The sequence below is a fragment of the Peribacillus simplex genome (assembly GCF_001578185.1).
Classification (GTDB): Bacteria; Bacillota; Bacilli; order Bacillales; family DSM-1321; genus Peribacillus; species Peribacillus simplex_A.
Genome location: NZ_CP011008.1, coordinates 3,389,769 through 3,416,246, shown reverse-complemented (window position 1 = coordinate 3,416,246; position 26,478 = coordinate 3,389,769). Strand labels below are relative to the sequence as shown.

Below are 26,478 nucleotides of genomic sequence, written 5' to 3'. Positions count from 1 at the left end.
GGTCCTCCTCGGTTGATTTTCTTTATTTTACCATGAGGGAAATGGGAAAACACTGTTTGAAAACCATAACGAGGAAAACGGCAGTCGTGATATAATAATTTCAAATAAATGGCCAGGAGGTTTTAAGGATGAAAAAGAAACAGCCGCGAAATCAAAATCAAAGCAAAAACCAAGATAAAGATTCATCATCATTGAAACTTGGTGATATGATCAATCAAGATATCATGTCCCAGCTTCGTCAAAAGCAAAAGGAACTGAATGAGGCTGAACAGGAGAAAAGGGCAGCGGAGGAAGAAAGAAAACGCGAAGAAAGAAAGCAGCGGGAGAAGAACAAATCATTCGAGGAGCTATTGGGTGAAAGCGATATGAACTGGAAGAACTATAAATAAAGAAAAAAAGGGGCAGTGTAGCCCATCCACAGGAAGAACCATTCTAAAAGGAATGGGAACACCCCTTACTGATATTCCTTTATTTTATAAAGCATAACGATTATATTTAAGGTAAGTTCGATATGCATTCATATCGGATGGACTACTACTAGCTGGTGATGTGATGAAAAGCAAAATGTTGGAAAATCAATTATGTTTCCTTCTTTATGCAAGTTCAAGGGAAATGACGAAGAAATATAAACCTCTGCTTGATAAACTCGAAGTGACATATCCTCAATATCTCGTTCTTCTTCTACTATGGGAACAGGATACACTTACAGTAAAAAAGCTAGGGGAGCTGCTTGCCCTCGACTCAGGAACGCTTACCCCCATGCTGAAACGAATGGAGCAGAATGGCTTGATTGTCCGTGAACGTTCCATTGAAGATGAACGGTCTGTCATGATTAAGTTGACGGAAAAGGGACTTGGTTTACAGGAAGAGGCCTGTTTCATTCCCGATCGCATTTCGGCTATATCGGGTGAGGATAAGAGGGTGGTTGAAGATTTGAAAGCTTCGCTGCTCCAACTATTGAAAACATTACAGGAATTGTAGCAAAAAGACGCTTGGGAACCCCAAGCGTCTTTTTGTCGGATTTTAATCTACATCTATTTCAAAGGCGACGTCCACATTGCCATTGATTGCTTTTGAATAAGGACACATTTGATGTGCTTTATGAACAAGGGTTTCAAATGTCTCTTTATCAATCCCGGATCCCTTCACAGCCAAAGTTACAGCCAAGCTGTACTGATGCATCTCACCCATCAAAAGACTGACGCTTGCAGTGACTTTGGAATCGAAAGAAATGTGTTCAATTTTACCAACTGATTGTAAAGCACTATCAAAACATGCAGCATATCCAGCTGCAAAAAGCTGTTCCGGATTAGATGCTTCAGGCATCTGTTTAGCCCTAGGTGTTCCAGGCATCGCAATATCAACCGTGAAGTTGCCGTCAGCAGAAATTGCCGTTCCTTCTCTTCCGCCATCAACTGTTACAGACGTTGTAAATAATGTTTTTGTCATCATTTTTCCCCCTATTTAATCCTTTGATTGTGCACAATTGAATTGTACAACATCATTTATAGAATGGCAATGAAAAAAGTTGAAAAACAATAATGATGGGAAACTTAAAAACGGTACAGAAGCAGTATGGCCAAGTAAACGATAAAACGATGGAACGGAAATAGGCTGCCCCTCCCGTTGATTAAACGAGGTAAGGCAGCCTACAAAACGTCCTTTGATACAATCAGTTCAGTTCATCATTTTTTATTCCCGGTGACTTTCATATTTGTTCGCTTTGGTCAACTGCTTCAGGATATCAAGCTCGATTTTGGAAAGTGAGGAGCTGTTAGCGGCCTGGCAGTTTTCCCGGAGTTGCTGTACCGAGCTTGCGCCTGGTACAACGGTAGCGACGCTTTGATGGGACAAAACATATTGAAGCGCCGTTTCATTAAGCTTCCTATCAGAAAGTTTGTCCTTTATTTGCGGAAGCAAATCTTTAAGTTCGTGATAGCTATAGTCAAGGTATCCATCCTCGTTTGCCTTTTTAAGCATTTTCTCACTAAGCAGCCCTTTAGCAAGCGGCCCGCGGGCGATGATGCTTATCTGATAGTTGGCCAAAAGGGATATCCACTCTTCTGGGCGGCGATCGAGTAGATTATACTGCATCATAACGGAATCAAGCTCAGACTTTTCAGTGAATTCCTTGATTACATTCGGACGAATTGAGGAGATTCCATAATATCGGATATATCCTTCTTTTTTTAGCTCTTCAAATGCTTCTGCCGTTTCTTCGATATTGTCTGAAGTGGTGCCTCCATGTAACTGATAAAGGTCGATATAATCAGTGCCCAATCGTTTTAAGCTATCTTTTACTGCCGTTTTAATATAAGCGCCAGATGGATCCCAGCTCCAGGCATCCTTATTTTCATTCCAACGGTTCCCAACCTTGGTGGCTATGTATACCTTATCGCGGACCGATTTTAAATTCTTTCCGACGATTTCTTCATTCATACCGAAATCATATAAGTCAGCAGTATCAAAATAATTGATTCCTTCATCTAAAGCGGCATGTATGATTTCGGATGCCTGATTTTCAACAGTCCCCAATGACATGCATCCGAGCCCGATTTCAGATACTAGCATTTCTGAATTCCCTAGTTTGCGTTTTTTCATGTTATCCACTCCCTTTACATTCATTGTAAAGGAGAAATCCATTCCACTCAAAGAATTCACTTGATCCGTTGTAAAGGAGTGGGTGGCACCTGATGGTGTATGTCGGCAATCCAATCATTGATATAGACATATTGATTTTGCAATTGTTTTAGTTTTTGAATGATTTCCCAACTCTTTCCGGATAAAGTAACGCTTTTTTCCAATACGTAAACCTTCATTAAATCGCCCTCCCTCTCTATTATGGTAAAATGTATGAAGAATCATGCTGAAATTAGAACAAGGAGTGGTCAGGATGAAAAAATTTGAAGAAAAAACGCTGTCTTCGGAAAAAATCTTCACAGGAAAGGTAATCAGCCTGCAAGTGGATGATGTAGAGCTTCCTGATGGGAAAACGGGTAAACGTGAAATAGTGAAACATCCGGGAGCAGTTGCCATCATAGCTCTTACGGCAGAAAATAAAATCATCATGGTTGAACAGTACCGTAAAGCGCTGGAGAGAAGTTTGGTGGAAATCCCTGCAGGAAAGCTGGAAAAAGGCGAAGAACCGGTCCTATCGGCAAAACGGGAGCTTGAAGAGGAGACAGGTTATGAATGCGAAAAAATGGAGCACATCATATCCTTCTATACATCCCCAGGTTTCGCCGATGAATTGGTTCACCTGTATGTGGCCCACAATTTGAAAAAGAAAGAAAATGCGGCCCCACTGGATGAAGATGAATTTGTCGAGATGATGGAACTCACGTTGGAGGAAGCCCAAACTTATATGGCTGAAGGAAAGATCCAGGATGCCAAAACGGCATATGCCGTTCAGTATCTGATGTTGAAAAAGGCGACATCATAAATGAAAGAGTTTTACGCTGACCTCCATATCCATATTGGCAGAACGAGAAGCGGAAGGGCCGTGAAAATAACAGGTGCTAAAACGTTAACCTTCAGCAATGTGCTGCAAGTGGCAAGTGAAAGGAAGGGCCTTGATCTAATCGGGATAATCGATTGCCATTCTCCTGAAATTATCGAAGAGATCGAAGCGGGAATTCAGGATGGCGAAATCACGGAAAAGATTGAAGGCGGTCTTCAATACAAGAATACAACCATCATTCCAGGTTCGGAGATAGAAATCTATGATCAGAATTGTAATGGACCAATCCATGTCCTCGCCTATTTTCCCACTTTAAAAGCGATGAAGGAATTCTCATCATGGATGAGCGGCCATGTTAAAAATATCACATTAAGCTCGCAAAGGATTTATTGTGATGGAAGAACGTTACAAAAGATGGTGAAGTCATTGGGCGGCCTGTTTATCCCGGCACATGTTTTCACCCCATTTAAAAGCTTATACGGGAAAGGGGTGCGATCCAGTCTGACTGAAGTATTAGACTCGGAGCTAATTGATGCCATCGAACTTGGTTTAAGTTCAGATACAGAAATGGTCAAGGATATCGAAGAGTTGGAATCCTATGTATTCGTGACAAATTCTGATGCGCATTCGCTTGGGAAAATCGCTCGTGAATATCAAAAAATCCAGCTTGAAGAACCAAGTTTCAATGAGTTGGCAAAAGCCCTTCAAGAAAAAGAAAATCGAAAAGTAACCGTCAATTATGGTTTGAACCCCTTATTGGGAAAGTATCATCAAACCGTATGTTCAGGGTGTTTACACCAGGTATTGGGGGATAGTGAAAAATGTCCTGAGTGTGGTAATAAGTCCATTATAAAAGGGGTGTCATCCCGGATCAAAGAACTCTCCATTTCCAAAATGAACGGAAGATATGGGAGGGAAAGACCGCCATATATCCACCAAGTACCACTTGATTTCATCCCAGGCCTTGGACCTAAATCCATGGAAAAACTGCTGGTGGCATTTGGAACCGAGATGAATATCCTTCATGAAGTTACGCTTAAACAGCTCATGGAAATCGTTCCTGAAAAATTGGCGGGCTACATCGATTCTGCAAGGAAAGGGACGCTTTCTTTTGAAGTGGGGGGCGGAGGCAAGTATGGAAAGGTCAAAAAGGAAAGCTAACCTGAAAAAAAGTCCTGACAGATGAGATGGTTAACTGTCAGGACTTTTTTTAGTATGTTGTTTTTGCATAAATTGAGGTATCCCGCAATTCCTTGCCATCTGCACTTAGACAGTCATACCGCAAAGTTCCTTCAAAGGTATACCCCAGCTTCTCGGGAATCCGTCTGCTGGCAATATTCTTAGGGTCACAGCGGATTTCGACCCGCTTAGCACCATAATGGTAAAAAGCGAATTTGGTTAACTTCTCTATCGCTTCCGTTATGTACCCTTGTTTACTGTACCTCGTATCAATCCAATAGCCAATTTCAAATTTAGGGATATCCCAGTTAATTCGATGCAGACCAGTGGAGCCGATGAATTGGTCGTCTTCTTTTCTATAAATATGAAGTCTAATATCCTCTTTTAAAATAAAGTCCGCAAAAGCCTTCAGAACATTCCGTTCTAAAGTTTCCGAAGAGGCATCCTGATGGGCAAAGGGCAACCACTGTTTCAATTCATATTTAGAATGGACAATGGCTTCGTAAACGTCAAGGCCATCACCAGGCTGACAAGGCCTTAGATATAATCGGGGGGTTTCAATCTTCTCTGGGAAATCCATTAATATAGCTTTCATATCCTGCCTCCATATAATTAATATGGAAAATTATAACACGAATACAGTTAAAGGTGTTCTGCTGATGGGAAAGTTTTCTTAGCATAAATGAGAGAGTGAAAACATAGATTCTAGTAAGCGGAGTTGGGAGGATGAAAGATGAAAAAAAAATCTGTCGTACAAAATGCCGTAATGAAACATATTAACGAACATTCCTCATTATATGTCTTTATCACCGTGCTTTTTTTGATGGGTGTCATTTTTGGGGCAGTACTGGTGAATAGTTTGAGCTTTACCCAAAAGGAGGACTTGTTCTATTATTTATCGCAATTTTTCGGACAAGTTTCCAAAGGTGAATTTGCTTCTTCGCATGATATGTTCAGCCAAAGTATTATGCATAATATAAAATATATCGGCGTCATCTGGATTCTCGGAATATCGGTCATAGGTTTGCCGGTCATCTTGGTTTTGTTATTTATAAAAGGAATGGTTGTTGGATTCACAGTCGGCTTTTTAGTCAATCAAATGGGATGGAGTGGGTTCTTATTATCGTTCGTCGCCATTCTGCCCCAAAATATATTCATAGTCCCGATATTCATCGTGATAACCGTCCTTGCCGTCTCACTATCAATGAAAATGATCAGCCGGATTTTCCTTAAGCAGGTCCGTGAGCCGCTTAAGCCGATAATATCACGGTATATTTTCTCGTTGGTTTTGTCGGGGTTATTTTTGATAACAGCTGCTGCATTTGAAGCGTACCTATCCCCTTCTTTAATGAAAAATGTCGTAAGCTTATTGGGAAATTGATGGAAAATTGCCCTTCCCGTAATTTTTTTTATCATTAACAAGAAATCTATTTTGACAGTTTTCCCTCTTTTGATATAATGGATAAGATAGCGGCGCGGGAGGGAATATTAGGTATGGAAATAGAAAATAGAATTGATAGGATAAAAAAGCAGTTGCACTCGTCCAGCTACAAATTAACGCCTCAGCGAGAAGCGACCGTCCGCGTTTTACTTGAGCATGAAGAGGATCATTTAAGCGCAGAAGACGTTTACCTCCTTGTTAAAGAAAAGTCGCCGGAAATTGGATTGGCAACAGTTTACCGTACGCTAGAGTTGCTGACTGAATTGAAGATAGTAGATAAAATTAACTTTGGAGACGGGGTTTCCCGTTATGATTTAAGACAAGAAGGAGCTGCGCATTTCCACCATCATCTTGTTTGTGTGGAATGTGGCGCGGTAGATGAGATCCAAGAAGACCTGCTTGAAGACGTAGAAGACATTGTGGAACGCGACTGGAACTTCAAGATAAAAGACCATAGATTAACCTTTCATGGCATTTGCCATCGATGTCATGGCAAAGAAGAAAATAAAGGTGAATGAAGTCGGACCTTTTCCATTTGATGGAGAAGGTTTTTTGCATTTTTAAAAGGCTAAAAACCTATTGCGAGGCATCTCAAGAAAAATATCAGGATGAAGAATGATTTTTTTCACGTTAAGGCTGTTTTTGCTTTCTCCTTGCCGAAACATGTATAAAACTTGTCCTGTTGGGCATAGATTGATACAAAGGATCGAATGGGAGGGGAAAGATGATGAAAACATCCTTATCGCTTGTTTTGCATACGGCTAAAGTGATGATTCTCTTTGTTAGCTTCACTGTTCTTTTTTATATAGGAATGGTATGGTTGAATCAGGAATATCAAAGTTATCATCGTTATGATGAGCCCAAAGGTATGGCTGTAAAAGTATCAAAGGCAGTTGATACGGGTGATGATGCATGGCTTGAACGCTTAATGTTGTTTTATTTAAACGGGGAGTAATGAATATGGAGAATCAAATTAGGGATTTCATTCATTTTTTAACCATTGAAAAAGGACTTGCCAAGAATACGCTCGTTTCCTATGAGCGCGACTTAAGGTCATATTGGAGCTATCTGAAAGATGTTGAAACCATTAACGACTGGAATGATTCACGGCGGGTGAACATCTTGCATTTTCTCGTCCATTTGAAGGATCAAGGGAAATCATCGAAGACGCTAGCGCGCCATATTGCCTCCATTCGATCTTTTCATCAATTTCTTCTAAGGGAAAAGGTAACCGATCAGGATCCGTCCATACATATAGAAACGCCAAAGCCGGAACGAAGCCTTCCAAAAGTATTAAGCATGGAAGAGGTTGAAGCATTATTGGAAGCCCCGAAGATATTGGATGAATTCGGATTACGCGATAAGGCGATGCTGGAACTGATGTATGCGACAGGTATGCGTGTCAGTGAATTGATATCCATGGATGTGGGGGATGTCCATGGATCGATGGGTTTTGTCCGTTGCGTAGGGAAAGGAAAAAAAGAGAGGATCATTCCGATTGGGCAAACGGCATTGAGTGCCATTGAACATTATATGGAAGGGGCTCGAGGGAGATTGGCCAGCCCCAAGCACAGGACGGATTCACTTTTTTTGAATCATCATGGCAACAGGCTGACAAGACAGGGATTTTGGAAAATTCTAAAAAAACTTGTAAAATCGGCACAAATAGAAAAAGAAATTACACCACATACACTGCGTCATTCTTTCGCGACACATCTATTGATGAATGGGGCTGATTTACGTGCCGTCCAAGAAATGCTGGGTCATGCGGATATTTCGACAACTCAAATTTATACACATATTACGAACGTACGGATCAAGGATGTCTATTCAAAATTCCATCCGCGAGCTTAAAGAAATAGTAGAATGATAGAAAGGTTGTGAATTTAACTGTGAGACAGTTAAAGGGAGCAGCCTTTTTTTTTATGGACCGGGCTGCAAAATGGATGCAGACGATTCTCGCTCCATCTGATGGCACTTTGTTTCATTTCGAAATATATTATTTGTCTCAATCAAGGGTAATCGTTTACAATGTAGAGAGGTCAGACTTCTGACGTTCTCGTGATTTCATTTAATTGAAGAGTATCTGAGCAGAATAAGGGTATTATAGGGAGTATAAAAGGTGATTTACTATTTTAGGAGGAATGACTCATGAAAGGAAATTCAGCGTTTAAACGTATATTTGTTGTGGTTATGGATTCAGTTGGAATTGGCGAAGCACCTGATGCCGATTTATTCGGTGATAAAGGGGCGGATACACTCGGCCATATCGCTGAAAAAATGAATGGATTGAAAATGCCGACTCTCGCAAAATTGGGTTTAGGAAATATCCGTGAAATCAAGGGAATTGAAAAAGCTCAGCAACCTCTCGCATACTATACGAAAATGAAAGAAGCATCTACAGGAAAAGATACGATGACTGGACATTGGGAAATAATGGGGTTGAATATATCCACCCCATTCCGTGTATTTCCCGATGGTTTTCCGGAATTATTAGTCAATGAACTTGAGACGAAAATGGGACGTGGAATAATTGGGAACGTCCCGGCAAGCGGAACGGAAATCATTGAAAGACTTGGTGAGGAACATATGAAAACGGGTGCGTTGATCGTATATACATCAGCTGATTCCGTTTTACAGATTGCTGCACATGAAGATATCGTTCCGATAGACGAATTATACAAGATTTGTGAAATTGCTCGTGAGGTGACAATGGCTGATGAGTTCAAGGTTGGGCGAGTGATTGCCAGACCTTTCACGGGTGAACCAGGCAGCTTCAAAAGAACGCCTAACCGTCATGATTATGCATTGAAGCCTTTTAACCGGACAGTAATGGACGAATTGAAGGATTCTGGATATGATGTTCTCGCAATCGGGAAAATCTCGGATATCTTTGATGGTGAAGGCGTCACTGAATCATTAAGGACCGTATCTAATATGGATGGAATGGATAAATTAATCCAAACGATAGAACAGGACTTCAAAGGGTTAAGTTTCCTGAACCTAGTCGACTTCGATGCTTTATACGGCCACCGCCGCGATCCAGAGGGATACGGAAAGGCATTGGAAGAATTCGATGCTCGGATGCCGGAAGTCCTTGAAAAATTGAAAGAGGATGATTTATTGATCATCACTGCCGATCACGGGAATGATCCGGTACATGAAGGAACCGATCACACACGTGAATATGTGCCATTATTGGTCTATTCCAAACAATTTACAGAAGGTGCCGAGCTCCCAATTAGAGATACATTTGCTGATATCGGGGCGACGGTCGCTGCCAATTTTGATGTGAAAATGCCTGCCTTCGGGAAAAATATATTAGGCGATATAAAATAAGGGGAGATTAAAAAGATGTTTAATAAAATAGAGACAGCTGCGTCATTTATAAAAAATAAGATTGAAGGCTCCCCGGAGATAGGACTGATTCTTGGTTCTGGACTTGGAGTATTGGCAGATGAAATTGAAAATCCCATAACGATCCCATACCACGAAATACCGGAATTTCCGGTATCGACTGTTGAAGGACACGCCGGACAGCTTGTCATTGGTCAATTAAGTGGCAAAAAAGTTGTAGCAATGCAGGGGCGTTTTCACTTTTATGAAGGATACTCCATGGAGAAAGTCACATTTCCAGTACGTGTAATGAAACTTCTTGGAGTTGAGCAGTTAATTGTAACGAATGCTGCGGGAAGCGTTAATGAAAGCTACGCACCTGGTGACTTGATGCTCATTACGGATCATATTAATTTAATGGGGGCAAACCCATTGATTGGTCCTAATGAAGAGCGTTTCGGCCCTAGATTCCCTGATATGTCAGAGGCTTATAATAAAGGCCTTCGGACACAAGCTAAAAAAATAGCATCAACACTCGGGTTGGATATTAAAGAAGGTGTATATATCGGGAATTCAGGACCGACTTATGAGACACCTGCCGAAGTGAAAATGGCAAGGATCCTTGGCGGGGATGCAGTTGGAATGTCAACAGTTCCTGAGGTTATCGTAGCTAGACATAGCGATATGAAGGTGCTAGGAATATCATGCCTTACCAATATGGCCGCAGGCATTCTGGATCAGCCTTTGTCGCATGTAGAGGTAATTGAAACAACGGAAAAAGTGAAAAGCAGTTTTCTGGAATTTGTTAAGCACATCGTTAAAGACATATAAAACGATCCAAAAAAATACAAGTACACCTTTTTAGAAGTGGTGTCTTTAAAAAGTGGGGATTCTAATATGAGAATGGTAGATTTAATCGAGAAAAAGCGTGATGGAAAGGCTCTTTCTACTGAAGAAATACAGTTCATTATCAAAGGGTTTACCGATGGATCGATTCCGGATTATCAAATGAGTGCTTGGTCGATGGCTGTTTATTTCAAAGGGATGAATGAGCAGGAACGTGCTGATCTAACCATGGCAATGGTCGAGTCGGGCGATCAAATTGATTTATCGATGATTGAAGGAATTAAGGTCGATAAACATTCAACAGGCGGTGTGGGTGATACCACAACACTAGTACTTGGACCATTGGTTGCTGCTGTAGGTGTTCCGGTGGCAAAGATGTCAGGACGCGGCCTCGGACATACAGGCGGTACGATCGATAAGTTGGAGTCTGTAAAAGGCTTTCATGTCGAAATAGAAAATGACGAGTTCATTCGACTTGTAAATAAAAATAAGATAGCTGTCATTGGGCAAAGTGGCAACCTGACCCCAGCGGACAAAAAGTTATATGCATTGCGTGATGTTACGGCTACCGTTAATAGTATCGGCTTGATTGCCGGCTCGATCATGAGTAAGAAAATCGCTGCTGGTGCAGATGCGATTGTACTCGATGTTAAAACGGGAGCAGGCGCTTTCATGAAAACTCTCGAAGATTCCGAAGAGTTAGCGCACGCGATGGTGAGCATTGGGAACAATGTGGGACGAAATACGATGGCTGTCATTTCTGATATGAGCCAACCGCTGGGTTACGCAATCGGAAATGCTTTAGAGGTGAAAGAAGCCATCGATACGCTTAAAGGGGAAGGGCCGGAAGATTTAACGGAACTTTCTTTAACGCTAGGAAGCCATATGGTATACCTTGCCAAAAAGGCAAGCTCGCTGGAAGAAGCAAGAACCCTGCTTGAAAATGCGATTAAAGATGGTTCTGCACTTAACTCATTCAAGGTCTTCCTAGAAGCGCAAGGAGGCGATGGTTCGGTTGTAGATCAGCCGGAAAAACTTCCCCAGGCTGCTCATACTTTCGAGCTGGAGGCGAAAGTGGACGGGTATGTATCGGAAATCATCGCTGATGAAGTAGGAACGGCAGCTATGCTTTTAGGAGCAGGCCGGGCGACAAAAGAATCAGAGATAGATTTGGCAGTCGGGCTGGTACTCCGTAAAAAAATCGGAGAAACCGTTGTAAAAGGTGAATCCCTTGTGACGATTTACAGTAATTTCGAAGATGTTTCAAAGGTAAAGGAAAAATTATATGAAAGCATTGCGATTTCAAAAGAGAAAGTAGAAAAACCTACTTTGATCTATAAAGAGATTATGGAATGAATTTTTTCAAAAAAAGGCCGCTCATTATTTAGAGCGGTCTTTTTGTCAGTCCCAATGAATGTTTAAAAGAGGATGCCCATGCGCAGCCTCTTTTATTTTTTTGTTAATTTATTACTTGATATCCATTATATGATCTTAAATTCATCTTTATTTGTATAAAAATGGGTTTGATGGAAAAAATAAATCATATAAAGATTGGAGGGTATGGAGATGAAGCGGATTCTTTCTCTATTTTTAACCGTATTAGTAGCAATGGGTTTTAGCATCCCGCATACAGAAGCAGCTGAAGAAAAAGGTGTCGAGCTGGCGGCAAATGCTAAATCCGCTATTTTGATTGAACGGGATACAGGTACTGTTCTATATGACAAAAATGCAGATGTTCGCCTTTCACCGGCAAGCATGACAAAAATCATGACGATGCTGCTAATCATGGAAGCGGTCGATAAAGGCGAACTTAGCATGAAGGAGAAAATCAGGACTAGTGAGTATGCGGCATCGATGGGCGGTTCCCAGATCTTCCTCGAGCCCGGTGAAGAGATGACTACAGAACAAATGCTTAAGGGCATCTCGATTGGTTCGGCGAATGATGCATCGGTCGCGATGGCTGAACGTCTAGCTGGTTCGGAAGAAGAGTTTGTTAGGAAAATGAACAAAAAGGCGAAAGACCTTGGGTTGAAAAATACAAAGTTCCAAAACGCAACAGGCCTTCCTGTTAAAGATCATTACAGTTCGGCCCATGATATGTCGATCATGGCGAAGGAACTATTGAAATACGATACGATTACAAGGTTCACGGGTACATATGAAGATTATCTCCGTGAAAATACCGAAAAGAAATTTTGGCTTGTCAACACGAACAGATTAGTGAAATTTTACCCTGGAGTGGATGGACTGAAGACAGGATTCACAAATGAAGCGAAGTATTGTTTGACAGCAACAGCAAAAAAAGGGAATATGCGTGTCATTGCTGTCGTTTTCGGAGCCGTTTCTCCAAAGGAACGAAACGCTCAGGTCACCAAGATGTTAGATTATGCATTTTCACAATACATCACATATCCGATTTACAAACGCGGCGAGGTGTTAGGTGAAGCAAAGGTAAGTAAAGGCCACAAGAAATCCGTGGTGGGAGTGACAAGTGAACCTATTTCAGTCTTGACAGCCAAGAACGGAACGGCAAAGGATTTTACAAAAAAAATCACTATTGAAAAAGATTTGAATGCCCCGATTAAAAAAGGTGATCAAATTGGCACGCTTGAATTGAAGAAAAAGGGTAAGGTTTATGTCGAATCTCCGATTGTCGCAAAGGAAACTGTTGAAAATGCCAGTTGGTGGCAATTGTATAAAAGGGCTTTCGGCATGTTTACCCAAGCTAAATAGAATAAATTGTCGCAATGCCTGTTAATCTTACTAATTTAGGCGAAACACCACTAGTTTTGCCTGTAAGAAGGAATTGGCAGGTGAAAAAGAGAATTTGACTCCTTATAAGACAGTGAAGGAGGCTGTATATAGTGAGTCTTACGATTAATATGGAGGCGAAAAACCGCGTATTGTGCATTCGTCTCAAAGGTGATTTAGATCATCATACAGCAGAAAAATTGAAAAACCAGGCAGAGGCAGCTATTCAAAAGCATAACATCAAGCATATTATCCTTAACATGGAAGAATTGCATTTTATGGACAGTTCAGGGCTCGGAGTTATTTTAGGGCGGTATAAGCAGGTAAACAAAAAGCAAGGTGAAATGGTGGTCTGTGCAATTTCTCCAGCGGTAAAGCGGTTATTTGAGATGTCAGGGTTGTTTAAAATTGTTAAAATGGAACTATCCGAAAAAAACGCTTTGCAAAGACTGGGGGTTGCCTAAGATGAAAAATAAAATGGAAACAAAATTTTCTGCACTAAGCCAAAACGAATCTTTTGCAAGGGTAACTGTTGCGGCTTTCATTGCCCAATTGGACCCGACGATGGATGAATTGACAGAGATCAAGACTGTCGTGTCAGAGGCCGTTACGAATTCGATTATCCATGGGTATGAGAGTGACCCGGAAGGCTGGGTCTACATTTCAGTGGTCATCGAAGGCGATACTGTGGAATTGACCATCCGTGATGAAGGACTGGGCATTGAGGACGTCGAGGAGGCTAAACAGCCGTTATTTACGACAAAACCCGAACTTGAACGTTCCGGTATGGGATTTACCATCATGGAAAACTTCATGGATGAAATCAATATAATTTCCCATAAGGGCGAAGGTACGATCATTCGATTAAAAAAGCACTTAACTACAAGTAGAGCTTTGTGCAATTAAGGGAGACTTGCATATGGATGTGGAGGTTAAAAACCAGAAGAGCAAGAAAGGCCAGCCCCATTTAAAAGATGAGGAATTACGGAATTTAATCCAACGCAGCCAGAGCGGTGACCAAGATGCAAGGAACCTGATTGTCAATAGCAATCTTAGGCTTGTATGGTCAGTCGTGCAAAGATTCCTCAATCGAGGTTATGAACCGGACGACCTTTATCAAATAGGCTGTATTGGCTTGTTGAAGTCCGTGGATAAATTTGACTTATCGTTTGAAGTGAAATTCTCAACGTATGCTGTACCAATGATCATTGGTGAAATCCAACGTTTTATCCGTGATGACGGAACGGTTAAAGTAAGCCGGTCTTTAAAGGAAATGGCGAATAAAATTCGCAGGGCCAAGGAGGAGCTTTCCAAGACGTATGGCCGCGTTCCGACTGTCAATGAATTGGCGGAACACCTTGAGCTGTCGCCAGAGGAGATCATCATGGCCCAAGAAGCTAGCAGAAGCCCTTCATCCATCCATGAAACGGTTTACGAAAATGATGGAGATCCCATTACTCTTCTTGACCAGATTGCCGATCATAACGAAACATCTTGGTTTGATCAAATCGCTTTAAAAGAAGCCATACATGAATTGAATGAGCGCGAAAGGCTGATTGTTTTCCTGAGGTATTATAAAGATCAGACGCAATCGGAAGTAGCGGCAAGGCTTGGTATTTCCCAAGTTCAGGTGTCAAGGCTGGAAAAGAAGATTCTTCAGCAAATGAAAAACCACATGAATCAGTGATTCATGTGGTTTTTTTTTGGCTGGAGATAAATCTTGTTTTTAGGAAAAAGTAATAATAATTCCCTCAGTGATCCGGGTAGATAAAAATGAAAATATGAGTGGATTCATTTTTTAGTTGAATTTAGAATTAAAAACGAATATTATAGTAAAGGTCGCGTTTTTCATTCGCTTTTTTATCTTTCTTTCAACGAATAATTGATAAGGAAAAGCGTTGATGCAGTACAATTTTAGGACACCTTGTCTTTACGTGCAAACGGTTGTCGGTGTTTCCTTTAGATCTGGAGGTCTAAATATGTTTATGGAAAAGTTTTTCTCCCTGAAAGAAAATGGGACGGATGTCCGTACAGAAGTCATGGCGGGTGTTACGACATTTTTAACTATGGTTTATATCCTTATTGTGAATCCGGCTTTATTGTCTTCAATCGGAATTCCATTTGAACAGGTTTTCATGGCAACAGTCATATCAGCGGTGATCGGTACCCTTATCATGGGGCTGGTAGCAAAATACCCGATTGCAATAGCGCCAGGGATGGGTTTGAATGCTTATTTCGCCAGCGTAGTGGGGGCTCAGGGCCTCTCATATCAGACCGTATTCGGTACGGTTTTCATAGCAGGTTTGCTATTTCTATTAATTAGCGTGACAAGCTTGCGTAAAATGATAATTGATGCGATTCCTAACTCATTAAAATATGGAATCACATCCGGAATTGGTTTATTCATTGCGTTCATCGGATTGAAAAACGCTGGAATCGTTGTACCTAATGAATCAACGATGGTGACTCTTGGCGATTTGCATCAGCCTGGAACCGTTTTAGCGTTAGCAGGTTTATTCATTACCTTGATTTTTATGGCCCGTAATATTAAAGGGGCAATTTTTATTGGTATGATCATTACGGCAATCATTGGCTACTTTATCGGTTTGCTCAACTTTGATGGAGTTTTATCTGTACCTCCAACACCGGTATTTTTCGATATCGATATTGCCGGGGTCTTCACGCATTCTTTATATTCAGTTGTTTTCGCCTTTTTACTTGTGACGATCTTTGATACGACAGGTACCTTGATTGGCGTGACGGAACAGGCAGGATTAACGAAGGATGGGAAAATCCCTCGTGCAAAGAAAGCATTTTTAGGTGATGCGATTGCGACGACAGTCGGCTCGATGTTTGGAACAAGTCCTTCAACAGCTTACGTTGAATCTAGCACAGGAGTGGCCGCAGGCGGACGTACTGGGTTAACTGCTACTGTTGTGGCAATCCTATTCGCTGTATCGATTTTCTTTTCTCCATTAATATCGGCAATTTCTTCAGTTCAAGCAATCACAGCTCCCGTTTTGATCATCGTAGGATGTTTTATGATGGAAGGCCTGGCTAAAGTCAATTGGAAAATTTTCGATGAAGCATTTCCGGCATTTGCGATCATTTTAACGATGCCGCTTACTTCAAGCATATCTACAGGGATTGCGATCGGATTCATAACATATCCACTTATGAAGGTATTCAGCGGAAAAGGAAAATCGGTACATCCGCTCATTTATATTTTTGGATTGATATTTTTGGTTCAGCTGATTTTCTTCCCCACTCATTAATTTATGAATGAAAATCAAAAAGACACGCTGTCGTTGCAGCGTGTCTTTTTTTTGTTATCAATTAGTAATATCTGGACATGGGTCACTTTCTGCATTTTCAATCTGTTTCCAATCCATACTACTAGCATAAGGAAATAAAAGGTCGGGATGTGATGGAAGTGGCAGTTGTATATATCAGGATGAGGAACCGTGTACAAGTAAATGGAAATCAAACGGTGAGGATAAAAGATATTGCAAGGATAATCGGACCTGAAGAAGTGATTCAAATAATCGAGGACATCATATTATTAACGGTCAAGAAGGAAGATAAGAATATTATTGTCATTGATTTGGCTCAAGTTATCATGGCCATTCGCAAAATGGATCCGACTATTGAAGTGGAGACATTCGGGCCCTCCCAAACGATCATCGAAGTCATTCTCTCGAAAAAGAAAATGTCATTCCTAACTTTCGCCTTAGTCTGGTTCCTGTTGTTTGTCGGCGGCGGGATGACTATCATGAATTTTCATGTGGATGTAAGTATGGGGGAAGTACACCAAAAAATCTTTACTATTATAACGGGAAAAGTGGAAGAAAAGCCGTTGCTGATCCAAATCCCATATAGTTTCGGCCTTGGTATAGGCATGATCTTATTTTTTAATCACTTTTTTAAAAAACGCTTCAATGAGGAACCTAGTCCGCTCGAGGTTGAAATGTTCAACTATCAGCAGGATTTGGACAATTATGTAACCATGAATGAAAATAGGGAGAACGTGCGCCATCTTGATGACAGGTAAAATTATCTTCGGAATCTTTGTCGGTTTAGCTGGAGGTTTCGCGACAGGTGCCGGTTTTGTAGCGTTTTTAACTGTACTTGGTGTGATTCCGAGACTGACTCAGCTGACAAAAACAATGAAAATGATTCATTTCTACGAAGGGGCCATCATTGCCGGCGTTGTCGCAGGAACATGGTTCGGATTACAGGAAACGGAACTTGCCCTCCCGAAACTTTTGTTAATTCCGATCGGCTTGGCAGACGGGATCTTTAATGGGATGCTTGCTGCTGCCTTAACTGAAGTCCTGAATGTATTTCCGATTCTGTCTAAGCGAATCGGTATTCAAGAGAAAATTATTTATCTGTTAATGGCACTCGTATTGGGGAAAATAGCCGGATCATTATTCCAATGGATTTATTTTGGCGATTTATAAGTTTATGAGGTAACTATTCCTGATGATGAAAGGTAGGCCCAAGATGGTGACCAAACGAAAAGTGATATTGATTACGGATGGAGATGAGTATGCTAAACGGGCTGTCGAGCTTGTGGCCAAGGAAATTGGGGGAAGATGTATCTCCATGTCCCAAGGTAATCCATCACGATATACTGGCTTGGAGCTTGTTGAATTAATAAAAAAGGCAAAGTATGATCCCATATTGGTCATGTTTGATGATAGCGGTTTTATCGGTGAAGGATCAGGCGAACAGGCAATGAAGGTAGTTGCCGGACATCCTGATATTAATGTCCTTGGCGTGATAGCGGTCGCTTCAAAGACTAGAAGGGAAGAATGGACCAAGGTGGATATCTGTATTGACCGGGATGGTAATTTGACACCGAACGGGGTGGATAAATACGGCGCTGAGGAATTTGAACTGGGCAAGATTACAGGAGATACAGTGTATTGCATCGATCAATTACAAGTTCCCATAGTTGTAGGGATAGGGGATATCGGAAAAATGTCCCATCAGGATGATTTTAAAAGAGGAGCACCGATCACGAAGTTAGCGGTGGAAATCATATTGGAAAGGAGTGGTCATGATGACTTCAGAAAAACCTCGAAACATGAAACCGATTCCGAATAGGGTAGCGGAAGTTGACGCGTATATGGAAGAGAAAGTAGGTCTTGGCGTCAGCTTCGATTTAGGAGTAAGAAGGGTAAAGGTCTTAAGAAAAGATGTTCATCTTTACTATATAAACGGCCTGACGGATACCGAGTACATCATTGGAATCTTGGACTCGCTAATCCATAATAGGAATTCTGATATCATGAGTGGAAAAGTTTTTGATGTAATCAAAGGCTTGCTCGTACACCAATCAGTTGAAGAATTAGCGACGATGGATGAACTGGTTGATAAGGTATTATCAGGATTAATAGTCCTCGTTGTCGATGGTAAACCAATAGGATTGGTTGTTGATGTCAGGAGTTATCCCGGAAGACAGCCAGTAGAACCCGATACGGAAAAAGTCGTCCGTGGATCCAGGGATGGTTTTGTCGAAAACATCATCATTAATACAGCGATAACAAGAAGAAGAATCCGGGATGAAAGACTACGATTTGAAATGCTGCACGTAGGGGAACGTTCGAAAACGGATATATCCATCGGCTACATAGAAGATATTGCCGATCCTGATTTAATAGATATCGTTCGTAAGGAATTGAATAGCATTGAGGTTGATGGCATAACGATGGCTGATAAAACGATCGAAGAGTTCATCGTCAAGCAAGGATATAACCCATACCCGCTTGTAAGGTATACGGAACGGGCTGATGTAGCGGCAACACATTTACTTGAGGGTCATGTCCTGATTTATGTGGATACATCTCCAAGTGTCATCATTACTCCGTCCACTCTTTTCCATCACATGCAACACGCTGAGGAGTATCGGCAGGCACCTGCTGTTGGAACGTTGGTGCGCTGGACACGTTTTCTAGGGATATTCGTTTCGTTATATTTGTTGCCGATATGGTTATTGTTTGCTTTGGAACCATCGCTTTTACCGGATAAGTTAGAGTTTATCGGACCAAATGATAAAACGCATCTACCAATTGTGGTCCAAATCTTCATTTCTGATATAGGAATAGAATTCTTAAGGATGGCAGCCGTTCATACCCCGACCCCGCTTTCTACGGCAATGGGCTTGGTTGCGGCAGTTTTGATTGGACAGATAGCGATAGATGTTGGCCTATTTGTTCCTGAAGTGGTTCTCTATGCTTCCGTAGGGGCAATCGGCACTTTTGTCACTCCAAGTTTAGAATTGGGGGTTGCGAATAAAATTTCCCGTTTAGTATTGCTATTGTTGGTTGCTATCTTTAAAGTGCCTGGCTTAATCATAGGCATCACACTCCACATTATTTTGCTTACTAGTATAAAAACGTTAAATACACCTTATTTATGGCCGTTAATTCCCTTTCAACCAAAGGGTTTGTCACATATTCTATTAAGAAGACCTTATCCAGGAGCTGCGGAGCGTCCTAGTATTGTGCATCCCCAGGATAAATATAGGCAGCCGAGAAAATCTTAAGGTTGATGTTGTCGAAAAGTTGTGGTAATTTAATTTTATTCGGAAAAAGCGGTAAAGTTAAGGCTTCACAAAGAGATAGAGCGCTTATGGCTCTTTGAAGTTAAACCAATCTGTCTTTCCCTTCGAACTACGAAGCAGCCATAGAGAACAATATCCAATGGGATAATCGATTGATTCGGATGAAGCTTGTTCATATAGACACCCCTTTTTCACTTGCATCAGGGTTTCTTTATTTGAGGCTGCCTCATTTCTTATCAATCTTTAGTTTTAAGTCAGGAAGGTGAAGCTATCATGCATTTGTACGGAACCAGTGGTGTCAATGAACGTGGACATCTGAAAATTGGCGGAGTGGACACGATCGAACTGATCGAACAATTTGGCACTCCATTATATGTTTATGATGTAGAGCTAATTCGTGAACGGGCAAGAGGGTTCAAGAGAACTTTTGAAGAATTGGGGATCTCAGCCCAAGTTGCATACGCAAGTAAGGCTTTCTCTTCGATTGCCATGATTCAGTTGGCTGATCAAGAAGGACTTTCTCTCGATGTTGTCTCAGCGGGGGAATTGTATACGGCAATTAAGGCAAATTTCCCAACTGAACGCATTCACTTTCATGGAAATAACAAAAGTGAAGAAGAGCTGCATATGGCTTTGGATTATGAAATTGGCTGTATAGTAGTCGATAATTTTTCAGAGTTGGCACTTTTGGAAGAAATTTGTACAAGCCGTGAACAAAAGGTGAAAATCCTTCTTCGTGTAACACCAGGAATTGAAGCCCATACGCATGATTATATCTTGACAGGGCAAGAGGATTCGAAATTTGGTTTTGATCTTATTAACGGACAGGCGGAAAGCGCCCTTCGACAAGCGCTGAAAAGCGAGTTTCTGGAAGTGCTGGGACTCCACTGCCATATCGGTTCGCAGATCTTTCAAACGACCGGTTTCCTTCTGGCGGCCCAAAAAATTATCGGCAAGTTAAATGAATGGCATGGTTCGATAGGGTTTCAACCAAAGGTATTGAATCTCGGAGGGGGATTCGGAATTCGGTATACACAAGAGGACGACCCGCTTCCGGCATCTCAATATGTAGAAGAAATCGTTAGGGAAGTACAGAACCTGATTGCTGACTCTGATTTAGTGATGCCTGAAATCTGGATTGAACCTGGCCGTTCATTAGTCGGAGACGCCGGGGTGACCTTGTATAAGGTCGGTTCTGAAAAGGAAGTGCCTAATGTCCGTAAATATATTGCCGTAGATGGGGGCATGAGTGATAACATACGTCCAGCTCTTTATGAAGCGAAGTATGACGCAATTCTTGCAAACCGCCCACTTGACCCTGTAGAAGAGACAGTGTCCATTGCTGGGAAATGCTGCGAAAGCGGAGATATGTTGATTTGGGATTTACCATTGCCAAAAGCCGGACGCGGTGATGTCTTGGCAGTCTTTTGTACAGGGGCATATGGATATTCCATGTCGAATAATTACAATCGGATTCCGAGACCGGCTGTCGTCTTTGCCGAAAAAGGAGAAGCCCGATTGGTCATCAAACGTGAGACGTACGAAGATCTTATCCATTTGGATTTGGCCCTTCATGAAGCGGCCGTCGTCAATAAAGAATAAAAAAAGGATGGCATGGGCCATCCTTTTTTTATTCAAATCAGCTGAAAAAAGATTTGATCGCGTCTATTAAACTGCTGAAGACTTCTTTCAATTTATCTAAGAATGATTGACCCTCTTCGGACTCAAGAAAATTGGAAAGCTTATCTTTAGCGGCAGTAAGCTGATCCCCGACAGAGTTCCAATCAATATTCAATTCTTTTAGTTTATTGAATAAATCAATTAAACTTTGAACTTGATTATCATTTAAGGCAATTCCCAGTTCTTTTGCTGAAGACTCGACAACCTCGCGGACCTCTTCAGTGTTGGCCGGAGGATTTTCAGCCATTTCCTCTTTGATTTTCGTTACCAGTGCAGAGGCTTCCTCTGTACCGATTTCATCACCCAATTTAGCTGTTTTTACCATTTCTTCATTCGCTGCCTGCTTCACATCTTCCGGAATCTTCTTGTCTGAAGAGATTTCATAGGCTTTAATGACCCCTGTCAAAGCTGCTGTACCGGAAACGGGTATAGGTGCGGTGACATAAACGGTAGCATCTTTTACTCCAGCAGTTGCCAATGCGTTGATATACATTTCGTCTGTGACCCAGTTAATGTTTTTCGACTCCAGTTTAAGGCCAGTGCCTTTTTCCTCCAAAGTAATGGCAGAGGATGAAATAGCTTTTGTACCAATCAGCCGGCTGGCGATATAGTCTCCTAAGTATTCATGTTCCTCCGCATTTGTAACCGTTAGAACCTCAACATCATTAGGGGCTTTCATTTCTGACAAAACCATATTTTTTTGTTCATTTGTCAAATTTTCTCCTAGTGTGACGGTCATTTCACCAACAGCTGCATCTGCAAAAGCTTTATATGGCAATAATAGACATAAAAAAATGGTTAAAAAGACCCATTTATTCGTTTTTTTCATGATAATCCTCCTTAACTTTTCCTGCTGAATTGAGATCTTTCATTAAAAGAGCGGCGTTTTAAATAAAGATTCATAGTATTTGACGAAACAAAGGATAAAAAGGATACATATTTTCCTGAAAAATATTTATATAGCACAAAATAGCTATAGCTCTTTCAAAGGAGGAATTGATTGCATCTTGTCTTTTATCCCTATTATGCACTCTATGAATCTAAGGTCACTTTACCAATGTAGTAAAATCGAAGCAAGATTGCAAGGATATTTGTCAGATTGTGTTAAGTTATAGTAGAATGAATTCGTTATTTAAATATTTGGACCATTCATAAAAGGAGTATGGGATGAGGAAAAGCAATAAAACTCTTTTACTTATGATGCTTATTATCGCTTTGATGTGGGGAATCATATATTGGCTGTTTATCGCTTAGCACATAGCACATCGATAAATCAAGTGCTGAAAGTGATGTTGAAACGAACGAATTTTTTATGTATGATGGAAATGTTATATGTGAGCTTATTATTCTAAGCGAATTAATTAGAAACAGGTAGATAATAAAAACGTTATTTAGTAACGAGGGATATTATGTTGATTAAGTATAAGAAAAGTTATGAGAAGTTTGCCATGGGATTATTATCTTTCATGCCAAATGAAAAAGAGATAAAAACGCTTCGGAATACGATGAAGAATTATGAAACGGATGAAAACCTACAGCTGTTCTTATGGAAAGATGAAGAGATTACGGGCTTGATCGGAATAGAAGTCTCTCCAACCCACATTGAGATACAGCATATATCTGTAAATCCATCCTTTCGGAAGCAAGGTATCGGTAAAACGATGGTAAGGGCCATCAAGGAGCAATATCCTGATAAAGAACTAAAAGCAAATGAGTTTACGGAAAGCTTTCTTGACAGGTGCGAAGAAGTCTAATATGAAAGTGGGAATGGAGGATCACCTTTAAGGGCGGTCCTCCATTCCTGTTTTTCGAAGGGATAGCTGCCGAGCCCTTTCAGAAATGACATCCGAACGGTCGCGCAATAAATGTTTATCAACAATTGATAAATTAGCCATGTCGCTACCTTCGCCCCATATGTACCCTTCCTGCCAACACATGGATTGGCATTTTTCGATCAACCCTTGATCCGCTATCGGAAGATTAATGCTTTCATATGGCTTTTTGGATAGCATCCGTTCATGTGTGTCCTCGAGCAATTTGAACAGTTTTTCTGGATCGAGCCCCAATTTCAGGAGCTCGGCTTGTTTAGAGTGGAGATTTGCAAGGGCTTTAGCAAGTGTCCTTGCAGCCCCTTTTTTGTTTTCCCTGCGATCATGGTATAGGGCAACCGCAATTTGGATGAGCCCGACCCAGTGGGAGTCACGTTCTTTTGGAGCGGTTTCCTTCCAATATTCTTCAAGAATTTCATGACATTCAAAGTAATCCCTTGTTCCATGGAAATGGACAAGGAAAGAAAGGTAGTCTTCCGCGTAATTCAATAAGAGCACCCCTTTTGTTTGATGAAATCATCCAAGGTAAGGCTAAAAGCCATTTTCCATAGCTAAATATCCGCCATGTATCCACCCTAAGTTTAGCATAGAATTTTTTCTTGGAAAATAAAGAAAGCCGATTGCAAGGCAATCAGCTTGACTAATAAGTCAATTAACACCAACTAGCACCGACGATAACTAATAAAATGAACAATACTACAATAAACGCGAATCCGCCGCCGTGCCCAAAACCACCTGCACCCATAATAAGTACCTCCTTTGTTCTGCTGTTCTTACATTTCTAGACTATGTAGGATTTGAGAATGTGATTGGGCATTGACCCAATTTCACAAATCCCTTTTAAGAACTTTTCTAAGGTCCTAAATTATTATTATTGGATAAAGGGCGGCAATCCACTATACTTGATTAGTAAAAGAAATAGGCCTATTATCGGCCAATTAGATTTAAATGGGGTAATTTAATGGGTTATAATATAAAAATTGACGCTTTCGAAGGTCCGATGGATTTACTCCTGCATTTGATTAATCGCCTTGAAATAGACATCTACGATATTCCGATGGCTGATATTACAGATCAATACCTAGGATACATCCATACGATGCAGCACCTGGAATTGGATGTGGCCAGCGAATATTTGGTGATGGCTGCAACACTGCTTGCCATCAAGAGTAAAATGCTGCTTCCAAAGCATGAAGATGAACAATTGATTGATGAAGATGGGGAAATATTTGAAGAAGATCCACGGGATGAGCTTGTGGAGAAACTATTAGAATATAAAAAGTATAAGTATGCAGCTGAAGAGTTTAAAGGGATGGAAGAAGAACGCAGCCTGATGTTCACTAAACCCCCAAGTGATTTATCTGTATATGTTAAAGAAGCGGAAAGTGATAAACAAGAGTTGAATATAAGTCTATACGATATGCTCGGAGCTCTGCAAAAACTGCTCCGAAGGCAAAAAATACAAAAGCCGCTTTACACTAAAGTAACGAAACAAGAGATATCGATAGAAAAACGAATGGATGAAATCATGATTGAGTTACAATCAATTAAAGGGAAGAAAAGTTTTTTTGAACTGTTTTCGCTTCCGGTTAAAGAGCATATCGTCATCACTTTTATGGCAGTACTGGAATTAATGAAACTAAATGAAATCATCGTTGAACAGGAAGATAATTTTTCGGAAATCATGATTGCTGCTAAGGAAGGTGTAGAGCAAGTTGGAAGTTATTAATTGGAAAGGGATTCTTGAGGCATTATTGTTTGCAACTGGAGATGAAGGACTCTCCGTCAAACAAATTGCCTCTGTCCTTGAAATTACGGAATATCAAGCAAGAGACATCGTTGAAAGTTTAAAGGAAGAATATATATCGGATGTACGCGGGATTCAGGTGATCGAAATAGCGGGTGTTTATCAAATGACGACAAAAAAAGCACACTCGGATTACCTGAAAAGACTGGTGGAAACGACAAGCACACAAGGTTTGTCCCAGGCAGCTTTGGAAACACTCGCAATCATTGCCTATAAGCAGCCGATTACTAGAGCTGAAATTGATGAAATTCGCGGGGTCAAAACGGAACGCCCCATCCATACACTTGTCACGAAAGTCTTAATAAAAGAGGTCGGACGTGCTGAAGGATCCGGCCGGGCTTATTTATATGGGACAACAAAAGAGTTTTTGGATTACTTCGGCCTGAATTCCATAGATGAATTACCGCCGCTCGCGGATAATTCGGATGATAGCTTTGAAAATGGTGAAGCCGATCTGTTTTTTGAAAAATTTCAGCAAACAATCGAATAACATTTTTTCCTGAATTGTGATAATATAGAAAAAAATGAATGCGGGGGGATTGCGGGTGCGAATTGTGGCATGCAATGGATTTGGGCTTGAAAAGGAAAAGTCAAATTCACCTGAGGACTTCTTTAATCGATCCGTTATACAATACATAAAGGATGGAGAAGAAAAGACGCTGAATGTACTGTATCTTCGCTATTTTGATGAGATGGTCACTCTTTGGACCCCATATCCCGCCAATCCTCTATTCAAAAGCCCTAACCGGGATATTTATATGGCCGATATCATTGCCATGGTCTGTCTACTCAAAGACCCGAGCCTGGTTAACCGAAAACGTATATATATAAATGCAGAAAAAGAGCTGGCTGGTTATTTCGAAAATATAGATTTTGAAAAATTGGAGAAAGTGTTTATATCTATTGACCAAGCTAAACCATATGATATAGAATCACATGTTGACTATTATATTCAATCTTAATCATTTTGAGGAGGGTTCACGGTTGGGGAATACATTGGTAAAATCTCAGCTTGAGGATGTAAAAGGGTTTTTAGAAACGACAGTGGCTCAACTAGAAGAATTTATAAATGAGACGACCTATTCTAAGTTGCAAGAGGAAAAAAGCGGGGATGAAACCTATTATAAAGGGATCCTTTCTAGTTTAAGAAGAATGCTTGTAAGTTGTGAAGAGGGCTTGGAGGCTTGCCAAATCGTTCTGAAAAATGATGTTTTCAATAAAGCTGCAGCTGAAAAGACGCTTTATAGAGTTTATCATCAATGTATCGAAGAATACTTTTCCCCAAAATCAGATCGGTGGTTTGAGGACAGCAGATCTGCCTATACAGGAAAAAACTCGATTAAATTTCACCAAAGTGTACCTGACAGCATAATCTCCATTCTGAAGGCCGTGGAAAGTGGATTCCAGACAATGCGTGAAGAATTGGAGTTTTATGAAACGGATTACCGGACGAAAATGTTACAGTCAAGATAGAGAAGCAGCTAGGCTTAACAGGCCTAGCTGTTTTTTTAGCTATAAATGGAATCTCCGCTTAATCGAAACATAAAATACTTTGATGATTAAAAGTGCATGAAGGTT

At 40.9% G+C, this 26,478-nt stretch carries 33 protein-coding genes; 26 read left to right on the top strand and 7 right to left on the bottom strand.

What is annotated here, in order from left to right; all coding sequences use genetic code 11:
- The first annotated feature begins 128 nt into the window (after window positions 1-128).
- Both UP17_RS15840 and UP17_RS15835 read left to right on the top strand, forming a co-directional pair.
- On the top strand, window positions 129-389 hold the full coding sequence (locus UP17_RS15840) for a YqkE family protein (protein ID WP_061463949.1): 261 nt from the start codon (window positions 129-131) through the stop codon (window positions 387-389).
- A 163-nt stretch (window positions 390-552) separates the two neighbouring features.
- Entirely contained in the window at window positions 553-981 is a 429-nt protein-coding gene (locus UP17_RS15835) for a MarR family winged helix-turn-helix transcriptional regulator (protein WP_061463948.1), read from the top strand.
- 42 nt (window positions 982-1,023) lie between these two features.
- On the opposite strand, the gene UP17_RS15830 is transcribed toward UP17_RS15835, so the two are convergent.
- The 3 genes from UP17_RS15830 to mciZ all read right to left on the bottom strand — a co-directional run bounded on the left by UP17_RS15830 (window position 1,024) and on the right by mciZ (window position 2,819).
- A complete protein-coding gene (locus tag UP17_RS15830; RefSeq protein ID WP_061463947.1) occupies window positions 1,024-1,449 on the bottom strand; it encodes an Ohr family peroxiredoxin in 426 nt (141 codons plus the stop codon).
- A 243-nt stretch (window positions 1,450-1,692) separates the two neighbouring features.
- On the bottom strand, window positions 1,693-2,601 hold the full coding sequence (locus UP17_RS15825; RefSeq protein WP_061463946.1) for an aldo/keto reductase: 909 nt from the start codon (window positions 2,599-2,601) through the stop codon (window positions 1,693-1,695).
- Window positions 2,602-2,657: 56 nt separating this feature from the next.
- Window positions 2,658-2,819 (bottom strand): Z-ring formation inhibitor MciZ, encoded by a 162-nt coding sequence (gene mciZ, locus UP17_RS26770; RefSeq protein ID WP_081108855.1) that lies wholly within the window; start codon window positions 2,817-2,819, stop codon window positions 2,658-2,660.
- A 74-nt stretch (window positions 2,820-2,893) separates the two neighbouring features.
- Between mciZ and UP17_RS15820 the strand changes: the two genes are divergently transcribed.
- Complete coding sequence (locus UP17_RS15820) at window positions 2,894-3,442, top strand: NUDIX hydrolase (protein WP_061463945.1); 549 nt, start codon at window positions 2,894-2,896, stop codon at window positions 3,440-3,442.
- Complete coding sequence (locus UP17_RS15815) at window positions 3,443-4,621, top strand: endonuclease Q family protein (RefSeq protein ID WP_061463944.1); 1,179 nt, start codon at window positions 3,443-3,445, stop codon at window positions 4,619-4,621.
- Window positions 4,622-4,670: 49 nt separating this feature from the next.
- On the opposite strand, the gene UP17_RS15810 is transcribed toward UP17_RS15815, so the two are convergent.
- Window positions 4,671-5,234, bottom strand: a complete 564-nt coding sequence (locus UP17_RS15810; protein ID WP_061463943.1) for a GNAT family N-acetyltransferase — start codon at window positions 5,232-5,234, stop codon at window positions 4,671-4,673.
- Between the two features lie 138 nt (window positions 5,235-5,372).
- Between UP17_RS15810 and spoIIM the strand changes: the two genes are divergently transcribed.
- The 17 genes from spoIIM to lysA all read left to right on the top strand — a co-directional run bounded on the left by spoIIM (window position 5,373) and on the right by lysA (window position 21,186).
- Window positions 5,373-6,020 carry a stage II sporulation protein M gene (gene spoIIM, locus UP17_RS15805; protein WP_061463942.1) on the top strand — a complete coding sequence of 216 codons (648 nt, stop codon included), beginning with the start codon at window positions 5,373-5,375 and terminating at the stop codon, window positions 6,018-6,020.
- Between the two features lie 119 nt (window positions 6,021-6,139).
- On the top strand, window positions 6,140-6,598 hold the full coding sequence (locus UP17_RS15800) for a ferric iron uptake transcriptional regulator (protein WP_061466137.1): 459 nt from the start codon (window positions 6,140-6,142) through the stop codon (window positions 6,596-6,598).
- A 206-nt stretch (window positions 6,599-6,804) separates the two neighbouring features.
- Window positions 6,805-7,035, top strand: coding sequence for a YqzK family protein (locus UP17_RS15795; protein ID WP_375166215.1), 231 nt, complete (start codon window positions 6,805-6,807; stop codon window positions 7,033-7,035).
- A gap of 5 nt (window positions 7,036-7,040) precedes the next feature.
- Window positions 7,041-7,934, top strand: coding sequence for a site-specific tyrosine recombinase XerD (gene xerD, locus UP17_RS15790; RefSeq protein WP_061463941.1), 894 nt, complete (start codon window positions 7,041-7,043; stop codon window positions 7,932-7,934).
- Between the two features lie 297 nt (window positions 7,935-8,231).
- Window positions 8,232-9,419, top strand: a complete 1,188-nt coding sequence (gene deoB / locus UP17_RS15785; RefSeq protein ID WP_061463940.1) for a phosphopentomutase — start codon at window positions 8,232-8,234, stop codon at window positions 9,417-9,419.
- Window positions 9,420-9,434: 15 nt separating this feature from the next.
- A complete protein-coding gene (locus UP17_RS15780; RefSeq protein ID WP_061463939.1) occupies window positions 9,435-10,247 on the top strand; it encodes a purine-nucleoside phosphorylase in 813 nt (270 codons plus the stop codon).
- A gap of 66 nt (window positions 10,248-10,313) precedes the next feature.
- Complete coding sequence (locus UP17_RS15775; RefSeq protein ID WP_061463938.1) at window positions 10,314-11,618, top strand: pyrimidine-nucleoside phosphorylase; 1,305 nt, start codon at window positions 10,314-10,316, stop codon at window positions 11,616-11,618.
- A gap of 210 nt (window positions 11,619-11,828) precedes the next feature.
- The gene (locus UP17_RS15770) at window positions 11,829-12,995 is read left to right on the top strand and encodes a D-alanyl-D-alanine carboxypeptidase family protein (RefSeq protein ID WP_061463937.1); all 1,167 of its coding nucleotides are present in this window, start codon (window positions 11,829-11,831) and stop codon (window positions 12,993-12,995) included.
- A 131-nt stretch (window positions 12,996-13,126) separates the two neighbouring features.
- Window positions 13,127-13,477 (top strand): anti-sigma F factor antagonist, encoded by a 351-nt coding sequence (gene spoIIAA, locus UP17_RS15765; protein ID WP_061463936.1) that lies wholly within the window; start codon window positions 13,127-13,129, stop codon window positions 13,475-13,477.
- A 1-nt stretch (window position 13,478) separates the two neighbouring features.
- Entirely contained in the window at window positions 13,479-13,919 is a 441-nt protein-coding gene (spoIIAB, locus tag UP17_RS15760; RefSeq protein ID WP_034308139.1) for an anti-sigma F factor, read from the top strand.
- A 13-nt stretch (window positions 13,920-13,932) separates the two neighbouring features.
- Window positions 13,933-14,700, top strand: a complete 768-nt coding sequence (gene sigF, locus UP17_RS15755) for an RNA polymerase sporulation sigma factor SigF (RefSeq protein WP_061463935.1) — start codon at window positions 13,933-13,935, stop codon at window positions 14,698-14,700.
- A gap of 298 nt (window positions 14,701-14,998) precedes the next feature.
- The gene (locus UP17_RS15750) at window positions 14,999-16,288 is read left to right on the top strand and encodes an NCS2 family permease (RefSeq protein ID WP_061466135.1); all 1,290 of its coding nucleotides are present in this window, start codon (window positions 14,999-15,001) and stop codon (window positions 16,286-16,288) included.
- Window positions 16,289-16,440: 152 nt separating this feature from the next.
- On the top strand, window positions 16,441-17,064 hold the full coding sequence (locus UP17_RS15745) for a stage V sporulation protein AA (RefSeq protein ID WP_061463934.1): 624 nt from the start codon (window positions 16,441-16,443) through the stop codon (window positions 17,062-17,064).
- Window positions 17,054-17,476 (top strand): stage V sporulation protein AB, encoded by a 423-nt coding sequence (locus UP17_RS15740; protein WP_061463933.1) that lies wholly within the window; start codon window positions 17,054-17,056, stop codon window positions 17,474-17,476. The genes UP17_RS15745 and UP17_RS15740 overlap by 11 nt, the downstream gene beginning before the upstream one ends.
- Before the next feature lie 43 nt (window positions 17,477-17,519).
- Window positions 17,520-18,125 carry a stage V sporulation protein SpoVABEA gene (locus tag UP17_RS15735; protein ID WP_061463932.1) on the top strand — a complete coding sequence of 202 codons (606 nt, stop codon included), beginning with the start codon at window positions 17,520-17,522 and terminating at the stop codon, window positions 18,123-18,125.
- Window positions 18,082-19,566, top strand: coding sequence for a spore germination protein (locus tag UP17_RS15730; RefSeq protein WP_061463931.1), 1,485 nt, complete (start codon window positions 18,082-18,084; stop codon window positions 19,564-19,566). Before UP17_RS15735 ends, UP17_RS15730 begins: the two co-directional genes overlap by 44 nt.
- A 291-nt stretch (window positions 19,567-19,857) precedes the next feature.
- A complete protein-coding gene (gene lysA, locus UP17_RS15725) occupies window positions 19,858-21,186 on the top strand; it encodes a diaminopimelate decarboxylase (RefSeq protein ID WP_061463930.1) in 1,329 nt (442 codons plus the stop codon).
- A 37-nt stretch (window positions 21,187-21,223) separates the two neighbouring features.
- On the opposite strand, the gene UP17_RS15720 is transcribed toward lysA, so the two are convergent.
- Complete coding sequence (locus UP17_RS15720) at window positions 21,224-22,093, bottom strand: DUF1002 domain-containing protein (protein ID WP_061463929.1); 870 nt, start codon at window positions 22,091-22,093, stop codon at window positions 21,224-21,226.
- 580 nt (window positions 22,094-22,673) lie between these two features.
- Between UP17_RS15720 and UP17_RS15715 the strand changes: the two genes are divergently transcribed.
- A complete protein-coding gene (locus tag UP17_RS15715; protein ID WP_061463928.1) occupies window positions 22,674-23,018 on the top strand; it encodes a GNAT family N-acetyltransferase in 345 nt (114 codons plus the stop codon).
- A gap of 27 nt (window positions 23,019-23,045) precedes the next feature.
- Here UP17_RS15715 and UP17_RS15710 read toward each other — a convergent pair whose 3' ends face one another.
- Together UP17_RS15710 and UP17_RS26765 are read right to left on the bottom strand one after the other, a co-directional pair.
- Complete coding sequence (locus UP17_RS15710) at window positions 23,046-23,582, bottom strand: DUF309 domain-containing protein (protein WP_061463927.1); 537 nt, start codon at window positions 23,580-23,582, stop codon at window positions 23,046-23,048.
- A gap of 163 nt (window positions 23,583-23,745) precedes the next feature.
- A complete protein-coding gene (locus UP17_RS26765) occupies window positions 23,746-23,838 on the bottom strand; it encodes a YjcZ family sporulation protein (protein WP_081108854.1) in 93 nt (30 codons plus the stop codon).
- A 216-nt stretch (window positions 23,839-24,054) separates the two neighbouring features.
- Between UP17_RS26765 and UP17_RS15705 the strand changes: the two genes are divergently transcribed.
- From UP17_RS15705 to UP17_RS15690, 4 genes are read left to right on the top strand one after another with little or no spacing between them, the layout of a single operon-like run.
- Entirely contained in the window at window positions 24,055-24,822 is a 768-nt protein-coding gene (locus tag UP17_RS15705) for a segregation/condensation protein A (RefSeq protein ID WP_061463926.1), read from the top strand.
- A complete protein-coding gene (scpB, locus tag UP17_RS15700; protein WP_061463925.1) occupies window positions 24,809-25,390 on the top strand; it encodes an SMC-Scp complex subunit ScpB in 582 nt (193 codons plus the stop codon). The genes UP17_RS15705 and scpB overlap by 14 nt, the downstream gene beginning before the upstream one ends.
- Window positions 25,391-25,445: 55 nt before the next feature.
- Window positions 25,446-25,862 (top strand): hypothetical protein, encoded by a 417-nt coding sequence (locus tag UP17_RS15695; protein WP_061463924.1) that lies wholly within the window; start codon window positions 25,446-25,448, stop codon window positions 25,860-25,862.
- 22 nt (window positions 25,863-25,884) lie between these two features.
- On the top strand, window positions 25,885-26,373 hold the full coding sequence (locus UP17_RS15690) for a YpuI family protein (RefSeq protein WP_034308117.1): 489 nt from the start codon (window positions 25,885-25,887) through the stop codon (window positions 26,371-26,373).
- The last annotated feature ends 105 nt before the right edge of the window (window positions 26,374-26,478 follow it).

Excerpts from the sequence above, each read along its gene's own strand:
- UP17_RS15840 (WP_061463949.1), top strand. The coding sequence starts at position 129 with ATGAAAAAGAAACAGCCGCGAAATCAAAATCAAAGCAAAAACCAAGAT.
- UP17_RS15835 (WP_061463948.1), top strand. The coding sequence starts at position 553 with ATGAAAAGCAAAATGTTGGAAAATCAATTATGTTTCCTTCTTTATGCA.
- UP17_RS15830 (WP_061463947.1), bottom strand. The coding sequence starts at position 1,449 with ATGACAAAAACATTATTTACAACGTCTGTAACAGTTGATGGCGGAAGA.
- UP17_RS15825 (WP_061463946.1), bottom strand. The coding sequence starts at position 2,601 with ATGAAAAAACGCAAACTAGGGAATTCAGAAATGCTAGTATCTGAAATC.
- mciZ (WP_081108855.1), bottom strand. The coding sequence starts at position 2,819 with ATGAAGGTTTACGTATTGGAAAAAAGCGTTACTTTATCCGGAAAGAGT.
- UP17_RS15820 (WP_061463945.1), top strand. The coding sequence starts at position 2,894 with ATGAAAAAATTTGAAGAAAAAACGCTGTCTTCGGAAAAAATCTTCACA.
- UP17_RS15815 (WP_061463944.1), top strand. The coding sequence starts at position 3,443 with ATGAAAGAGTTTTACGCTGACCTCCATATCCATATTGGCAGAACGAGA.
- UP17_RS15810 (WP_061463943.1), bottom strand. The coding sequence starts at position 5,234 with ATGAAAGCTATATTAATGGATTTCCCAGAGAAGATTGAAACCCCCCGA.
- spoIIM (WP_061463942.1), top strand. The coding sequence starts at position 5,373 with ATGAAAAAAAAATCTGTCGTACAAAATGCCGTAATGAAACATATTAAC.
- UP17_RS15795 (WP_375166215.1), top strand. The coding sequence starts at position 6,805 with ATGATGAAAACATCCTTATCGCTTGTTTTGCATACGGCTAAAGTGATG.
- xerD (WP_061463941.1), top strand. The coding sequence starts at position 7,041 with ATGGAGAATCAAATTAGGGATTTCATTCATTTTTTAACCATTGAAAAA.
- deoB (WP_061463940.1), top strand. The coding sequence starts at position 8,232 with ATGAAAGGAAATTCAGCGTTTAAACGTATATTTGTTGTGGTTATGGAT.
- UP17_RS15780 (WP_061463939.1), top strand. The coding sequence starts at position 9,435 with ATGTTTAATAAAATAGAGACAGCTGCGTCATTTATAAAAAATAAGATT.
- UP17_RS15775 (WP_061463938.1), top strand. The coding sequence starts at position 10,314 with ATGAGAATGGTAGATTTAATCGAGAAAAAGCGTGATGGAAAGGCTCTT.
- UP17_RS15770 (WP_061463937.1), top strand. The coding sequence starts at position 11,829 with ATGAAGCGGATTCTTTCTCTATTTTTAACCGTATTAGTAGCAATGGGT.
- spoIIAB (WP_034308139.1), top strand. The coding sequence starts at position 13,479 with ATGAAAAATAAAATGGAAACAAAATTTTCTGCACTAAGCCAAAACGAA.
- sigF (WP_061463935.1), top strand. The coding sequence starts at position 13,933 with ATGGATGTGGAGGTTAAAAACCAGAAGAGCAAGAAAGGCCAGCCCCAT.
- UP17_RS15750 (WP_061466135.1), top strand. The coding sequence starts at position 14,999 with ATGGAAAAGTTTTTCTCCCTGAAAGAAAATGGGACGGATGTCCGTACA.
- UP17_RS15745 (WP_061463934.1), top strand. The coding sequence starts at position 16,441 with ATGGAAGTGGCAGTTGTATATATCAGGATGAGGAACCGTGTACAAGTA.
- UP17_RS15740 (WP_061463933.1), top strand. The coding sequence starts at position 17,054 with ATGACAGGTAAAATTATCTTCGGAATCTTTGTCGGTTTAGCTGGAGGT.
- UP17_RS15735 (WP_061463932.1), top strand. The coding sequence starts at position 17,520 with ATGGTGACCAAACGAAAAGTGATATTGATTACGGATGGAGATGAGTAT.
- UP17_RS15730 (WP_061463931.1), top strand. The coding sequence starts at position 18,082 with ATGACTTCAGAAAAACCTCGAAACATGAAACCGATTCCGAATAGGGTA.
- lysA (WP_061463930.1), top strand. The coding sequence starts at position 19,858 with ATGCATTTGTACGGAACCAGTGGTGTCAATGAACGTGGACATCTGAAA.
- UP17_RS15720 (WP_061463929.1), bottom strand. The coding sequence starts at position 22,093 with ATGAAAAAAACGAATAAATGGGTCTTTTTAACCATTTTTTTATGTCTA.
- UP17_RS15715 (WP_061463928.1), top strand. The coding sequence starts at position 22,674 with ATGTTGATTAAGTATAAGAAAAGTTATGAGAAGTTTGCCATGGGATTA.
- UP17_RS26765 (WP_081108854.1), bottom strand. The coding sequence starts at position 23,838 with ATGGGTGCAGGTGGTTTTGGGCACGGCGGCGGATTCGCGTTTATTGTA.
- UP17_RS15705 (WP_061463926.1), top strand. The coding sequence starts at position 24,055 with ATGGGTTATAATATAAAAATTGACGCTTTCGAAGGTCCGATGGATTTA.